This window comes from Singulisphaera photorubra (genome assembly GCF_045290345.1).
Taxonomy (GTDB): Bacteria; Planctomycetota; Planctomycetia; order Isosphaerales; family Isosphaeraceae; genus Singulisphaera.
Map to the genome: position 1 here is coordinate 8,671,081 of NZ_CP155447.1, position 14,517 is coordinate 8,685,597.

10 protein-coding genes and 1 pseudogene are annotated in these 14,517 nt (G+C 61.6%); 5 read left to right on the forward strand and 6 right to left on the reverse strand.

All coding sequences use genetic code 11. From position 1 onward, the window contains the following. Positions 1–142 precede the first annotated feature (142 nt). Together V5E97_RS32410 and V5E97_RS32415 are read right to left on the reverse strand one after the other, a co-directional pair. A complete protein-coding gene (locus V5E97_RS32410; RefSeq protein ID WP_406695679.1) occupies positions 143–1,210 on the reverse strand; it encodes a formylglycine-generating enzyme family protein in 1,068 nt (355 codons plus the stop codon). A gap of 307 nt (positions 1,211–1,517) precedes the next feature. Continuing rightward, the gene (locus V5E97_RS32415) at positions 1,518–2,426 is read right to left on the reverse strand and encodes an AraC family transcriptional regulator (protein ID WP_406695680.1); all 909 of its coding nucleotides are present in this window, start codon (positions 2,424–2,426) and stop codon (positions 1,518–1,520) included. Between the two features lie 212 nt (positions 2,427–2,638). Between V5E97_RS32415 and V5E97_RS32420 the strand changes: the two genes are divergently transcribed. Beyond that, on the forward strand, positions 2,639–3,385 hold the full coding sequence (locus tag V5E97_RS32420) for an SDR family oxidoreductase (RefSeq protein ID WP_406695681.1): 747 nt from the start codon (positions 2,639–2,641) through the stop codon (positions 3,383–3,385). Between the two features lie 148 nt (positions 3,386–3,533). Here the strand turns inward: V5E97_RS32420 and V5E97_RS32425 are convergent, their stop codons facing one another. Both V5E97_RS32425 and V5E97_RS32430 read right to left on the reverse strand, forming a co-directional pair. Further along, entirely contained in the window at positions 3,534–4,547 is a 1,014-nt protein-coding gene (locus tag V5E97_RS32425) for a zinc-binding alcohol dehydrogenase family protein (RefSeq protein WP_406695682.1), read from the reverse strand. A gap of 57 nt (positions 4,548–4,604) precedes the next feature. After that, positions 4,605–5,596: pseudogene (locus tag V5E97_RS32430) on the reverse strand (aldo/keto reductase). 704 nt (positions 5,597–6,300) lie between these two features. Here V5E97_RS32430 and V5E97_RS32435 point away from each other — a divergent pair. After that, entirely contained in the window at positions 6,301–8,595 is a 2,295-nt protein-coding gene (locus tag V5E97_RS32435) for an ATP-binding protein (protein ID WP_406695683.1), read from the forward strand. Positions 8,596–8,833: 238 nt separating this feature from the next. Here V5E97_RS32435 and V5E97_RS32440 read toward each other — a convergent pair whose 3' ends face one another. Beyond that, positions 8,834–9,895, reverse strand: coding sequence for an FAD:protein FMN transferase (locus V5E97_RS32440; protein WP_406695684.1), 1,062 nt, complete (start codon positions 9,893–9,895; stop codon positions 8,834–8,836). A 236-nt stretch (positions 9,896–10,131) separates the two neighbouring features. Here V5E97_RS32440 and V5E97_RS32445 point away from each other — a divergent pair, with 236 nt between their 5' ends. The 3 genes from V5E97_RS32445 to V5E97_RS32455 all read left to right on the forward strand — a co-directional run bounded on the left by V5E97_RS32445 (position 10,132) and on the right by V5E97_RS32455 (position 13,376). Next, positions 10,132–11,019 carry a formylglycine-generating enzyme family protein gene (locus V5E97_RS32445; protein WP_406695685.1) on the forward strand — a complete coding sequence of 296 codons (888 nt, stop codon included), beginning with the start codon at positions 10,132–10,134 and terminating at the stop codon, positions 11,017–11,019. 122 nt (positions 11,020–11,141) lie between these two features. Next, a complete protein-coding gene (locus tag V5E97_RS32450; RefSeq protein ID WP_406695686.1) occupies positions 11,142–12,431 on the forward strand; it encodes a Gfo/Idh/MocA family protein in 1,290 nt (429 codons plus the stop codon). 105 nt (positions 12,432–12,536) lie between these two features. Further along, a complete protein-coding gene (locus tag V5E97_RS32455) occupies positions 12,537–13,376 on the forward strand; it encodes a ThuA domain-containing protein (protein WP_406695687.1) in 840 nt (279 codons plus the stop codon). An 88-nt stretch (positions 13,377–13,464) separates the two neighbouring features. On the opposite strand, the gene V5E97_RS32460 is transcribed toward V5E97_RS32455, so the two are convergent. Then, positions 13,465–14,451, reverse strand: coding sequence for a nitrilase family protein (locus V5E97_RS32460; protein WP_406695688.1), 987 nt, complete (start codon positions 14,449–14,451; stop codon positions 13,465–13,467). Positions 14,452–14,517 lie beyond the last annotated feature (66 nt).

The following is a 14,517-nucleotide window of genomic DNA, read 5'->3' on the forward strand; positions in this document are numbered from 1 at the left end:
TTACGGTTTCCGCACCGGGTTGGTTTGCAGTAGCACGGCCGGCCCGGCCGTAATTCCCTCCGGATCGGCGGGAGTCTAAGGAATGGCCCTGGGCCGAGGAGGGTACGGCCGGCCGTGCTACTCCGATCCCGAAACGGGGTGCTCAAGGCTCGAATTGAGATTCGACGTGACGCTGCAAAGGGACCTGAGGCACGGAATTCGCCTCCTTCCAAAGTTCGGTCGAGACGAGGGCCACGCGGAAGCCCAGGCCGGAGCCGCAACTTTGGACCGTACCCACGGCACGTGCCGTGGACAAGCAGCGCGGTCCTTTGTCATACCAGCAGCCACCGCGAAACGCCCGATTTGACGAGGTCAGCCCTCTGAATGAGTGAGTGCCGCTCATCGGCTGTGGCTTCGCATGATCACGGCACCATTCCCAGACGTTTCCGTGCATGTCGTGCAGCCCCCAGGCGTTTGCGGGATAGCTGCCGATCGGCATCACGCCATGGTGGTAGGGTCCGTTGGGTGCGTTGTTGAAGGGCTCGGTCCCGTCGAAATTGGCTTGCACACTCCCGAGTCGGTTGCCGAATGCCGTGGCTGTTGTCGTCCCTGCACGGCAGGCGAACTCCCACTGCGCCTCGGTTGGCAGGCAGTAGACCCACCCCACTTCGAGCCGGCCCGCTGCGCGTTCGGTCGTGGTGAGCCGGAAACAGAACTCCTCGGCCTCATCGTGGTTCATAAAGTAGATGGGATAATTCGGACCTTCGCCTGCATGGGGACGCTTGGATCCGTCCCCGAGTGGGCGGGGTCGCCCTGGATCGATGGCCCGCTGTTGAGCCAAGGTCTTGCCCATGACACGTTGCCAATCGGCCTGGGTCACCTCGAACTTGCCCATCCAAAACCCGCGACTGAGGGTCACCCATACCGGATTGCTGTCCAGATACCTTCCGGAGGGATTCCTCGGGCCGCCGCCCAAGGAGAACGCGCCTGGCGGACACCAGCAAAAAATCATCCCCAGCACGTTGTCATCTCGTTCTTGGCCGGCGCGTACCAGTTCGTCGGAGTCAATTTTCGTGGGCAGACCCTCGGCCAACTGGACGAACCCGCCTCGCGTCGTGGCAAGGGCCGGCATGGGCGCGGAGGGCTTATGGTACAGGCGAGCCAGGAAGTTCGCTGCCAGACTGATCGCAACGACCGCGAGTCCAGTCCGGAGGAGAGGCCGCAATGCCATCGGCCGCTTCTCAGGTAACGAATTCACAGGACACGCTCCGTTTCCAGATTCGATTGGTCCGATGAGCAATTCGCGGTCAGCGAATCCGCTGTCTGAAACTTGGCGGGAGCCAAGCGGTTTTCGCTCGTCCTGCGAGGAAATGAAGGGGAATATTTAGAGACGCAATGATGATTGTCCGTCAAAGAACACTGAGCGGTCGACTGGGGGGGGGCGCGGACCGCCTCATGTCGCTGGCTAATCATAGAGAGCAACTTGTGTATGTGGGGCACTTGTGGATTGCTGTCGTAACCTGAGGCGCTTCGCTTGGCTACTTTAATTCCAGAGGTTGAACTGCCTTTCGTAGCGATTTCAGATCGCGTTGCGGAGGTTCGCCGAAGAAGCGGCGGTACTCTCGGCTGAACTGAGATGGGCTTTCATACCCAACGCGGTATCCTGCGGCCGCCGCGTCAAGTGCCTCGCTCAGCATCAATCGCCGGGCTTCCTGGAGCCGCAATTGCTTCTGGTATTGCAGCGGACTCATCGCTGTCACGGCTTTGAAGTGGTGGTGGAGCCCTGATGAACTCATGTGAACCTCGCGGGCAAGTGCCTCGATGCGGAACGGCTGGGCAAAGTTCCGCTTGATCCACCGAATCGCCGTGGCGATCCGTTGGGCCTGCCCGTCCTCCGCGGCAATCTGACGGAGTCGAGCCCCCTCCTCTCCCATCAGAAGTCGATACGTGATCTCGCGCAGAGCCAGCGGCGCCAGGATGCCGATGTCTCGCGGATTGTCGAGCAGGTGCAGGAGCCGAACGACCGCGTCGAGCAAGGGGAATTCGATCGGGCCGACCGCCATGCCCCGTCCCAGCGGTACGTCCTGCGTCTGTGACGGCCCGAGATCCATCAGCAAATCGCCGATCTGGCCGGGATCAAGGTCGATCTTGAGGCTCAGATAGGGAGATTCGGGCGACGAATCGATGACCTGACTTACCACGGGGAGATCGACGGAGACCAGGAGGAATCGGGCCCGGTCATATCGGTACGTCTCCCCGCCAAGCATCACCAGTTTGCTGCCCTGGGCAATGATGCAGAGGCCAGGTTCATAAATGCCCTGATACTGTGGGGAACTCGTCGAATAACGATAAAGGCATAACGGGGCGATCGCCGTCGGATGCACGCCGTCCTGGCCGGTGAAACGTTCCACGAGGGCCGCGAGTTCTGCGAGTTTCGGTTCAAGCATTGTGTGGACTGCCTCGGAACCCGATCCGTTGCTTACCAGTTCTGTTGATGGGGAGGCGCAGACAAGATTCTCTGAATTCTGCTCGGTCTTGCAGGATTATGCAAGGATTGCCCGGGATCGCGTTATCGATTTTACGCATCTCCTCGTACAATCCCCTTGGAAATGCGGCGTTCGACCGCGGTGGATTGATTGATTTCTCGGAGGATCTGGCAATGTCGACGCAGGAAAATGGGATCGAGGGGAAGGTCGTCGTCATCACCGGTGCGAGTAGTGGAATTGGCGAGGCCACGGCGCGGATGTTGGCCCGCCACGGCGCTCGACTTGTGGTGGGGGCCCGCCGGGTCGAGAGGTTGGAAGCCCTCGTCTCGGAAATCAGAGCAGGCGGCGGCACGGCGGAGTTTCAGGCTGTCGACGTCACCAAACGTGATCAAGTCGCGTCACTTGTCAATCTGGCGAAGGATGTCTACGGCCGGGTCGACGTGGTGGTCAACAATGCAGGGATCATGCCACTCTCGTTGCTGGAACAGCTCAAAGTCGACGAGTGGGATCGAATGATCGATGTTAATATCAAGGGGCTTCTCTATGGGGTCGCGGCCGGTCTGCCGATCATGAAGGCGCAGAAGTCGGGTCAGTTTATTAACATTTCCTCGATCGGGGGACATTACGTCATGCCGACGGGCGCTGTTTACTGCGCGACCAAGTTTGCGGTCCGCGCGATCTCCGACGGACTGCGTCAGGAGGTTGGCCCCGACATCCGGGTGACGATCATCTCACCAGGCGTGGTGGAGTCGGAACTCGCCGAGACCATCTCCGACCAGGAGACGAAGCAGCAGATCGAGGAATTCCGAGAGATGGCGATTCCGGCGGACGCGATCGCCCGAGCGATCCTCTTTGCGATCGAGCAGCCCAGGGACGTCGCAGTCAGCGAGATGATCGTGCGACCCACGGGTGGACATTGAGCAGTTTCAGGAATTAATGATATTTTATTGGTTTTGAGGCAGTGAGCGGGTGCCCAGGGAATGATTCTTTCCGCGCCGCCCTTGGTTCTTGGAATTCTATGGGCGAGCGGGGTGCTTGGGCTCTCCGCTCGCCTACTTGATGATCCGTTTAGAAGCCGGACAAGACAGTCTTGCCGATCGAACGACCGCTTTCGATGAGCGCATGCACGCGACGGAGATTCGCGGCGTTGATGGGGCCGGCGTCATCGACCATTGTGGTGCATAAGACTCCGGCATCGACCAGGTCGGCGACTTCGTTCAGTAAATGGTGCTGGGCGATCATGTTGGCCGTGCCAAACAAAGGGCGGGTGAACATGAACTCCCAGTGGACCGATGCACTCTTGCGCTTGAATGGCAAGATGTCGAGTGCCTTGGGATCATCAATGACCGCCAGCTTACCCTCAGGGGCGATGGCCTCGATGATCGCGGGCAAATGCCTGTCTGTGGCACTTAGGCTGGCAATGAACTCGACTCGATCGATCCCAATCTCCTTCAACGCTTCGTTGAGTGGTCGGTGGTGGTCGATGACATGGTGAGCTCCCAACTGTCGGCACCAGGCGTTGGTCTCAGGGCGGGAGGCCGTGGCCACAATGGTCAGTCCGGTCATTCGTCGCGCGAGCTGATTCAGGATGGAACCGACGCCCCCCGCGCCATTGATGATCAGCAGGGTGCCTGCCGGTGCTTTGACTCCATACCCGACCCCGAGCCGATCGAACAACAGTTCCCACGCCGTGATGGAAGTGAGTGGCAGGGCCGCGGCCTGAGCAAAAGTGAGCGAACTGGGTTTTCGACCCACAATACGCTCATCGACCAGGTGGAACTCGCTGTTCGTGCCTGGCCTTGAGAGAGAGCCGGCGTAGCTGACCTCGTCGCCCGGTCGGAACAGCGTCACGTCGGCCCCGACCGCGTCGACCACTCCGGCCGCATCAAAGCCGAGCACGCGGGCTTCGCCTGCTTCTGGCGCCGCCCTCATTCGTACTTTCACATCGACAGGATTGACGGAAACCGCGCGGACCGCGACCCGCAGATCTCGAGGGCCCGGGTCCGGTTTGGGCAACTCGAGATCGATGAGTGCCTGATCGTCCGTGATCGGCAGAGAGGCGCGGTATCCGACAGCTTTCATGGTTCTCTCCAGCAGGGAGCAGCGAGCGGTCATCTGAACGGCGAACGGAAATCTTCGCTAAAGATTGACCGCTTTCAAGGCCTGGGCGTGATAGCGATCACCGGCCGCGGACCCCACCGGGAAGACGTTGTTGATTTGCTCGAGGTCTTCCGGAGTGAGTTGGACGTTGACCGCGCTCAGATTCTCCTCGAGGTATTTGAGCCGTTTGGTCCCAGGGATCGGCACGATGTCTTCGCCTTGAGCCAGGACCCAGGCGAGGGCCAGTTGGCTCGAAGTACAACCTTTGACTTTGGCGAGCTCCTCGATTTTTTTCACCAGGTCGAGGTTCTTGGCAAAATTCTCCCCCTGATAGCGAGGCGCATTGCGACGGTAATCATCGGCGGGCAGGTCGTCGATCGTTCGGAATTGTCCCGTGAGAAATCCACGGCCCAGTGGGCTATAGGCGACGAATCCGATTCCGAGTTCGCGTACGGTCGGCAAGATCTCGTGCTCGACCTCACGGCTCCAGAGCGAGTACTCCGTTTGGAGCGCGGTGATGGGATGGACCTTCGCCGCGCGGCGAATTGTCTCGGGTGCGGCCTCCGACAGCCCAAGGTATCGGACCTTACCGGCTTGCACCAGTTCGGCCATGGCGCCGACCGTTTCTTCGATGGGCGTATTGGGGTCGACGCGGTGCTGGTAGTAGAGGTCGAAGTGATCGACGTGAAGTCGCGTCAGGCTTGCATCGCAGCACTCTTTCACGTATTGCGGATCGCCGCGGACTCCGAGAAAATCGCCATTGGCGTTACGGACGTTGCCGAACTTGGTCGCGAGTACGACCTGCTCGCGTCGATTGGCGATCGCCTTTCCGACGAGCGTTTCGTTGCGCCCCACTCCGTAGATATCGGCCGTGTCGAGGAATCGCCGCCGGCGTCCAGGAAGCGGTGGATGACGCGGATGGATTCTTCGTCGCTCATTCCCTTGGGATCGTAGAATTCACTCATGCCCATGCAGCCGAGGCCGAGAGCCGAGACGCTGAGACCGCTACTGCCGAGAAGACGTTTCCGCATCGTCGATCTTCCTGTTGTCGAGGTTCTTTGGATTCGTGCGCTGAGCCCCGAACCGACGAGTTTCGAGACTCTGTCGCAAGGAAACCGGGCTGTCTGTCTGCCCCGGAGGCCGAAATACGCGGGAGAAACTCGTTCCTACGCAAGAGCGTGGGAACGAGATCCCGGTATCCTTGCTACAGTCTCAGTTTCAACCGGTTTTCTTCTCCGTGTTCACAAACCGCGCCTGCCGACGTAGGCTTGATCGCCTGGGTGAACAAGGAGCTCCGGATTCAGGTCTGAACGGACCAGACTCCGGGTTTTCAGTCACAACACTTCGTGAGATCTCTGATCTATCGGCGGCGATAACTTTCGATATTGTAGGATGCAGGTCTAGATCCGGTGCGCATTCGATGAGTTGTCGGTGGAAGTACGACGGTCGTTGGCCGCGTCGACAAGGGCCCGGGATTGGCCGTCGCCTTCTGAGGAAGTCTTGCCGCCCACTTTCTCTCATCCGCTTCTCTGGTCATGCCATGCGACTGCGCATCGAGGGATTGATGGCTGTGACTTCGCTCGGATTGACGATCTCCTGAGTGCAATGAATTGGCGTAGCCACGGCGTTTCTGGTTCTCACTGGTGTGCGGATTTCCGGCGCGGGGTCAGGTAGAATACCGCTGATCGAGTCAAGAGCCGAACCAAGGAGGGGGCGATCTGGCGGAGGAGCGATCATGCCAATGCAGCAGGACGTCATCCTGGACGATCTGTCGGGTTGTGGTGAGATGGGCTCTCTGTTGCGGTCGTTCGACTGGTCAAAGACGCCGATCGGTGGCGTGGAAACCTGGTCTCCTACATTAAGCCAGACTGTGCTGAGGCTCCTGGCCAACCGGTGCCCTCGAATCTTGTGGTGGGGGCCGCACTACGTTCAGATCTACAACGACGCCATGCGGCTGATCCTGGGAGCAAGGCATCCGAAATCCGTGGGGCAGCCGGCCGCGGAATGCTGGTCGGAGCACTGGGAGGTGCTCGGCCCGCTCATCGATACCCCGTTCCAGGGTGGGCCAGCGACCTGGTGCGAGGATATCGGGCTCGCGTTCGAACACCCTGGGGTTGGTGAGAAGGCCCCTGTAACGATCGCCTGCCGCCCCGTGCCCGATGAGGATGCACCTGGCGGAATCGGTGGCATTCTGGCCACCATCCACTCGGAGGCCTTCCCACTCGGAACGCGGCACCGACGCCAGATCGGCGACTCCCGCTGGACGATCGACACGGCGGCGCCACCGGGCGGACCCGCGAGCCTGTTCTTCGGCGACTTTGGCTCTGTCCCCGAGAATCGGGAGGCGACGCGCAAGGAGGAGGTCCCGCGAGAGAGCGAGGAAAGGTCTCGCCGCCTCGTGGAGAAGTTGCCGCTGGCTATGTGTGCATGTAATCATGAAGGCGTCTTGACGTATTATAACGACTATGCATCGAATCTTTGGGGCTGGTCCCCGCGAATCGGCGATCGGGTTCACCGCTATTGCGGCGCCGCCAAGCTCGTTTGGCCGGACGGCACCGAGCTCTTGCACGAGCAGTCGCCGATGGCCCAGGCGCTTCGGGACGGGACCGCTTTTCGCAACCGGGAGCTCGTCATCGAGCAGCCCGAGGGGCGACGGATCCCCGTTTTTGTGAATATTGACCCTATCCGGGACGCGGGCGACCGGATCGTCGGGGCCATCAACGTCTTCGTGGACGTCACCGAACTCAAGCAGGCCCAGGCCGAGTTGCGCCTGGCCAAGGAGGCGGCTGAGGCGGCAAACCGGGCGAAGGACGTCTTTCTGGCCAACGTCAGCCATGAGATTCGCACCCCCTTCGGCGGCATCCTCGGCATGACCGAGCTGGTGTTGGAGACGCCCTTGACCGACGACCAGCGGCAATGCCTGCTCACGATCAAGGCCGCGTCCGAAAGCCTCCTCGGCCTGATCGACGGCCTGCTCGACTACTCGAAGATTGAGGCGGGCAAACTGGAACTGGACCCAGCCGAATTCTCACTTCGGGCGGTCCTGTGCGAGACGATGCGGACCCTCCAGGCTCGGGCTCATGAAAAGGGGCTGAAGCTGGCCTGCGACGTGCGGCCGGGCGTCCCCGACGCCCTGGTTGGTGACGCGGGCCGGCTGCGCCAGGTGCTCCTCAACCTGGTCGGTAACGCGATCAAGTTCACCAAGCAGGGGCGTGCCGACGTGCGGGTGGAACCATTCGCGGACAGCCCCGAGTCCGAGGGGGAAACGGTGGTGAGATTCGCGGTGACCGACACCGGCATCGGCATTCCGCCCGACGGTCAGGAGCGGATCTTTCAGGCGTTCGAGCAAGAGGACGGCTCGACCACGCGGCAATACGGCGGCACCGGCCTGGGCCTGACCATCGCCGCGGGGCTGGTCGGCCTGATGGGCGGGACGATCCACGTGGAGAGCGAGCCCGGCCAGGGGAGCACCTTTGCCTTCACTGCGCGATTTGGGTTGCGCCCGCGCTCCGCTGAACCGATCAATGACGCCGTGAGCCAGGCAAACGGCGAGACCTCGCCGCCCGGGGAGGTCGGCTCCGTACCGACCAAGGCGCCGCTCCGGATCCTGGTGGCCGAGGACAGCGAGTTCAATTCTCGCCACCTGGTTCGGCTGTTAGGTCGGCGGGGGCACCACGTCCGGCTCGCGATTGACGGTCGGGAGGCGTTGGACATGCTGGGAATCGATGGGCTAGAAGCAAGCCACGAACGCCCCCTGACGCCCGATTTCGACATCCTGCTCCTCGACCTCTACATGCCCAATCTTGATGGATTCCAGGTCATTCATGCTATCCGCGAGCGTGAGCGGAACGCGGAGGGGCACTTGCCCGTCATCGCCTTGACCGCGCGGGCCCGGCAGGAGGATCGCGAGCTCTGTCTCGCGGCCGGGATGGACGAATACATCTCGAAGCCGATTCGGGCGGAAGAACTCTTTGCGGCGATCGACCGGATCGTCGTTGTCAACCGAGCCCCTCACGACGATCAAGCGTAGCCGAGAGGTTCAGAGGTTCCTGGAGGATTGCTTGTGTCTCAATGGTTTGGCCCGTCTGTCCTCGAAACGAGCGAGCCACCATTTTTCACACTCACGGAGCGTGCCTGACGAGGCTGCCCGCCCGTGTATCGGGCGGATCGGCCACTGGTCGAAGCGTCCTGGCCGAGTCGTGTTTGGGATGCAACCGGCCGGGCACCGGTTCGTGGGCCCAGCGCCTTGCCGATCACAAGAGCCCTGATCAGGGACGAGAGAGCACGGCCTTTTCGTTCGGCTTCGGTCGTGCTGACGGAATCTGGCCCATCCGTCGCGACTCGATCGTCTCTTCTCCCGTTGGCGAGAGCCGGACGATCAAGGCGGCAGCCCCTTCGGTCGACTCGACGAGCGGGAGTCCACGCTCAGGCCCGAGGACGTAAATCGCGGTGTCGAGACTATCGGCCGTCAGGCCGTCTCGCGCGAAAACGGTGACGTTCGAGCGGTTGACGACGCCGAGGCCGGTCCTCGGGTCGACGATATGGGAGTATCGCTTGCCATCAATCTCGACGAATTGCTCGGCATCGCCGGCGGTTGAGACGGCTGCATGGCTCAGGGAAACATAGCGCCGAGGTACGTCCTTGCCCGGATTCAAGGCGGCGATACCGATCGTCCAGCCGTCCCGGCCAGGGGGCGGATCCCCCACGACGATGTCCCCGGCGCCCGCGACGAGGCCTCGGGTCACCCCCTTCGATTTCAAGGTCCGAAGCGCTTCATCGGCCGCGTACCCTTTGGCCAGGCCGCCGAGGTCGAGCTTCATGCCTGGCTTCGTGAGCTGGACCGTCTTTGCCCGAGGGTCGAGGAGCATCTTGTCCGAACCGACCAGGGCGAGGGCTTCGGCCAGGCGGTCGGGGTCGGGCATTTTCCGGTCGCGCCGCGCTCTGCGCCAGAGGCGGACAACCGGGGCCACGGTGACGTCGAATGCGCCGTTGGACTGCTCGTAGATCGCCTTGGCTCGCGTGAGGACCTCGAACAGCGGGTCGCTGACCGGGACGGGAGGTCCGCCGGCCTGCCGGCACAACCTCATCAGCTCGCTTTCCGGCTGATAGTCGCTCAAAATGGCGTCGAGTGTGGCGATTCTCGCGAAAGCAGCCTGGGAGGCGCTTCTGGCAGTTTGCTCGTCTTCTGTGTATAAAACAGTATTAAATGAGGTCCCCATGTGGGTTTCGGCGAAGTCGAAACGAGCGAACCGGGTTGTTGGCTCGGCATCAAAACCGGCCCCGACGGTCTGCATGACGAGCAGTAACCAAAGGCCCTGTGGGGCGATCATCTTGTTGAACCTCCGGCGACCCGGTTTTGAGGGCGCCGACCGCCCCCGACCCTCCGTGGAGAATACCACAAGTGCGATTGTTTTCGCTGCGTTGTTTGACAGTGGCAGTCGGCCTGTTTCTGGCCAGTTTTGCCGGGTCCTCGGTTAGCGTGGCTCAGGAAGAGAAGAACGCCTCTCGCCCGGAAGACATAAAGCTTTATGTCGAATCGATTCCGGGTACCGAGCAGAAATTCGAAATGGTTCCCATTCCGGGTGGGACGTTCGTGATGGGAAGCCCGTCCACCGAAGAGAAACGGAGTGAGGACGAAGGGCCCCAGCACGAGGTGGCCATCGCCCCCTTCTGGATGGGCAAGAAAGAGGTCACCTGGGATGAGTACGACGAATTCGCGTTCGCCTTCGACCTGAAGCGCAAACAACGCGAGGGCGTCGATACCGCCAACCAACCGGCGAGCGAGAAAGCGGCGGACGCGATCACCCGGCCGACCCCTCCCTATGCCGACGAGACCTTCGGACTGGGCAGGAAAGGCCAGCCGGTCATCTGCATTACCCACCACTCGGCGATGGAGTATTGCCGGTGGCTCTCGACCAAGACGGGCAAGCTCTATCGCCTGCCGACCGAAGCGGAATGGGAGTACGCCTGCCGTGCAGGCACCAAGACCACCTACTCCTTCGGCGACGATCCGGCAAATCTCGAGGAGTACGCCTGGAACGTCGATAATGCCGAAAAGCCCCAGCCGGTCGGCAAGAAGAAGCCGAACCCTTGGGGACTCCATGACATGCATGGCAACGTCTCGGAGTGGTGCCTCGACCACTACGTTCCGGACCTCTACAGTACTCTGGCGCTGGGCAAGGTCTCCAAGGGGCCGGTCGTGCTCCCCACCGCCAAGGAATACTCATACGTGGCCCGCGGCGGGTCATGGGACGATGATGCCGATCGGCTTCGGAGCGCGGCGCGTCTGGCGTCGAACCTCGAGTGGAGCGTGCAAGATCCGCAACGGCCCCAGAGCATCTGGTGGCACACCGACGCCACCTTCGTCGGCTTCCGGGTCGTTCGCGCCCTCGACGAGCAAGAAGACCTCCGAGGTGTGAAGTCACTCGTGGTCAAGAAGAAGGGGACGAAGTAATGATCGCCCTTCACTTCACGTTGTGAGAAAGTCCGGCTCCGGGATCGTCCGATCGATTCCGGAGCGGATCCCGTGACCTTGATACCCGTTCTGGAACGCTCTCAGCCAAGGGAGAACGTACGATGACCGAGCCCAACGGCTCCAATCGCCGCACTTTCCTCAAGTCCTCGACGCTCGCCGTCGGAGGTGCCGTCGCCACGCAGGTCGGCCTCAATCCGACAGCTCATGCGGCGGGTTCAGATGTGATCAAGGTCGGCCTGATCGGCTGCGGAGGCCGGGGTACCGGCGCTGCCGAGCAGATTTGCATCGCATCGCAGCCCAACAAGAACGTCAAGCTCCACGCGATGGGCGACCTGTTCCTCGATCACCTCGAGACGGCCCGCAAGCGGCTCACGGGGGCCGTGGGCGATCAGGTTGACGTCTCCAAGGAGCGTTGCTTCACCGGGTTTGATGCCTTCCAGAAGGTCATCGACTCGGGCGTCGACCTGGTGATCCTGGCCTCGCCTCCCGGATTCCGGCCGATGATGATCGAGGCGGCCGTCAAGGCCGGCAAGAACATCTTCACCGAGAAGCCGGTGGCCGTGGACGGCCCGGGCATCCGCAAAGTTCTCGCCGCGGCGGAAGAAGCGAAGAAGAAAGGGCTGGCCGTTGTGGCCGGCACCCAGCGGCGGCACCAGGCCAGCTACGTTGAGTGTATGAAGCGGATCCACGACGGCGCCGTCGGTGAAATCACCGGCGGGCAATGTTACTGGAACCAGGGCGGGCTCTGGATGAAGCCCCGCGAAACGAGCTGGAGCGACATGGAGTGGCAGGTCCGTAACTGGCTCTACTTCACCTGGCTCTCGGGCGACCACATCGTCGAGCAGCATGTCCACAACCTCGACGTGATCAACTGGGCCCTGGGGGCTCACCCGGTCCGTGCCGTGGGGATGGGGGGCCGCCAGGTCCGGACTTCGCCCGACTACGGCCACATCTTCGATCATTTCGCGACCGACCTGGAGTATCCGGGCGGCGTCCATGTCATGAGCATGGCCCGACAGATCGAGGGTTGCGAGAAGAACATCTCGGAAACCGTCGTCGGAACCGCCGGCAAGTGGTCGAGCGCGAGCAGTCGGCTCCAGTTCACCGGTAAGAGCAAGTATCGCTTCAACGAGAAGGCCACCGATCCTTACGTCCAGGAGCACATCGACCTGCTCGCCAGCATCCGCGAGGGCAAGCCGCTCAACGAGCTCCAGACCGTGGCGGAAAGCACGCTGACCGCGATTATGTGCCGGATGTCGGCCTACACCGGTCAGGCCGTGACCTGGGAACAGGCGCTCAACTCGAAGCAAGACCTGCTGCCCGAGACTCTCGCCATGGGTAACCTGCCCGTCCCTCCAGTGGCCATCCCCGGCCAGACTCCGCTGATCTGACCTTCGGCATCAACCGATCGAGACACCTGCCCTCGTTCGCGAGGGCAGGTGTCTTTCGTGACTTCCTACCTGAAAAATTTGTTGAGCCACCATGAGGACTGACGCATGAAGACGTTGTTCGGTTGGTTCGCGCTCTGCGGTCTGGCGATGGTTTCCGCCTCGTCGAATGCGCAGGCCGCGGACACCAAGATCGTCCTGATCGCGGGCACTCCGAGCCATGCCGCCGGAGCTCACGAGTTCAACGCGGGGACGAAGCTGCTCGTCAAGTGTCTCAAGGAGGTCCCGGGAATCAACCCGGTCTTCGTCGAAGGGGGCTGGCCGAAGGACGAGAGCGTCTTCCAGGGAGCCAAGTCGGTCGTCTTCTTCATGGACGGCGGCGGCCGGCACCCGATGATCCAGGGCGAGCGCCTGGAGTCCATGCGAAAGCTGATGGATCAAGGCGTTGGCCTGGTCTGCCTCCACTACGCGGTCGAGTTCCCCAAGGGGAAGGTCGGTGACCAGATCCTTGACTGGCTCGGCGGCTATTACGAGACGGCCTACTCCGACAACCCGCACAATGACGCGCGGATCATCCCCAAGAGTGAGCATCCGATCACGCGAGGCGTCAAGCCGTTCCGCGCCAATGACGAGTGGTACTTCAAGATCCGGTTTCGACCCGACGACGCGCGAGTCACGCCGATCCTGACCGCCGAGGAACTCGTCGGCCACGATAAGAAAACGTATAAGGATCAAGTGGTCGCCTGGGCGACCGAGCGAAAAGAGGGCGGCCGGTCCTTCGGGTTCACGGGCGGCCATTTTCACACCAACTGGGGCGGCGACAACTTCCGGACCCTCGTTCTGAACTCCATCCTCTGGAGCGCCAAGCTCGAGGTCCCCTCCGAAGGGGTCAAGTGCCCGGTCTCGACCGACGAACTCGCGAAAAACCTTGATCCCAAGGGTAAATAAGCGACAAAGCGAAATGTCGATGCCTTGTTGTACTCTCTCGTGGGGTGAGCACAGTCCGCCCCACGAGAGCAATGACAAGGTGGCTTCTTTATGAGTCTTTGGCTGGTGGCTTCTGTTCGTGAGCCATGGCCCACCCCGGTTTTGTGATCGGCTCCTGGCCGGCGGGAGGGGGCTCAACGAGCTTCCCGTAAAGCTCGGGACGGCGAGCGCGAAGATAGCGTCGACCCGACGCCTGTTCAATTTTGTCGGCGGTCAAGAGGGCGACGACCACATCATCCTCGAGCGCCTGACTCTCTGCGAGCACTTCTCCGAAGGGGTCGAGGATCATGGCCAACCCTGGCTTGATCGTGTCGTCATCGAGCCCGATCGGGTTGCTGAAGACGGCGTAGATTCCATTCTCCCAGGCTCGCGCCGGCAGCCATCGCATCAGCCATCCCCGCCCTTTGGGGCCTTGGAACTCCTGCCGCAGCCGCACGGGGTCACGGTGCCGCTCGTCCCAGAGCCGGCGATCGACGATTCCGCGTCCCGGCATCACCGAGGGCAGGCATCCTGTCACGTGCGGCATGAAGATGACCTCAGCACCCATCAGGGCCGTGATCCGGCCGTTCTCCGGCAAATTATTGTCATAACAAGTTAAAAAGCCGGCCTTGATGCCAAGAATGTCAACCACGGTGTATCGATCGCCGGGTGACAGGTGAGGATTGACGAACGTGTGCAACTTGCGATGCTTGGCGAGGAATCCATCGGGACTCACCGCGACGTAACAATTGTAGAGGCCCCCTCGTTCGTCTCGTTCGATCAGGCCCGCCATCACGACCACGCCGGCTTCACGGGCGATCTTGGTCAAGGCCTGTACCGAAGGCCCATCGGGGACGGGTTCGGCAACGGCCGTGAGCTCGTCTCGGTCGAGGTGCTGGAGAAAGGTATAGGCAGTGATGGAGCACTCATGAAAGCTGACGATCTCGGCCCCCTGCTCCACCGCGACCCGGGTCAAGTCACGGATTCGCGCGAGGTTGTACGGCTTGTCATTGTCATGATGTTCGAACTGAACCGTCGCTACCCGAATGTCTCGCATCAAAGACGCCTTTCTCAATTCTCTCGTGACTTCGCTCTGGGGATCGCTGATGATATCGTAACAAGG

Coding starts and splice junctions, on each gene's coding strand:
- V5E97_RS32420 (WP_406695681.1), top strand. CDS start 2,639: ATGTCGACGCAGGAAAATGGGATCGAGGGGAAGGTCGTCGTCATCACC.
- V5E97_RS32410 (WP_406695679.1), bottom strand. CDS start 1,210: ATGGCATTGCGGCCTCTCCTCCGGACTGGACTCGCGGTCGTTGCGATC.
- V5E97_RS32450 (WP_406695686.1), top strand. CDS start 11,142: ATGACCGAGCCCAACGGCTCCAATCGCCGCACTTTCCTCAAGTCCTCG.
- V5E97_RS32455 (WP_406695687.1), top strand. CDS start 12,537: ATGAAGACGTTGTTCGGTTGGTTCGCGCTCTGCGGTCTGGCGATGGTT.
- V5E97_RS32435 (WP_406695683.1), top strand. CDS start 6,301: ATGCCAATGCAGCAGGACGTCATCCTGGACGATCTGTCGGGTTGTGGT.
- V5E97_RS32415 (WP_406695680.1), bottom strand. CDS start 2,426: ATGCTTGAACCGAAACTCGCAGAACTCGCGGCCCTCGTGGAACGTTTC.
- V5E97_RS32425 (WP_406695682.1), bottom strand. CDS start 4,547: ATGAAAGCTGTCGGATACCGCGCCTCTCTGCCGATCACGGACGATCAG.
- V5E97_RS32445 (WP_406695685.1), top strand. CDS start 10,132: ATGGTTCCCATTCCGGGTGGGACGTTCGTGATGGGAAGCCCGTCCACC.
- V5E97_RS32440 (WP_406695684.1), bottom strand. CDS start 9,895: ATGATCGCCCCACAGGGCCTTTGGTTACTGCTCGTCATGCAGACCGTC.
- V5E97_RS32460 (WP_406695688.1), bottom strand. CDS start 14,451: ATGCGAGACATTCGGGTAGCGACGGTTCAGTTCGAACATCATGACAAT.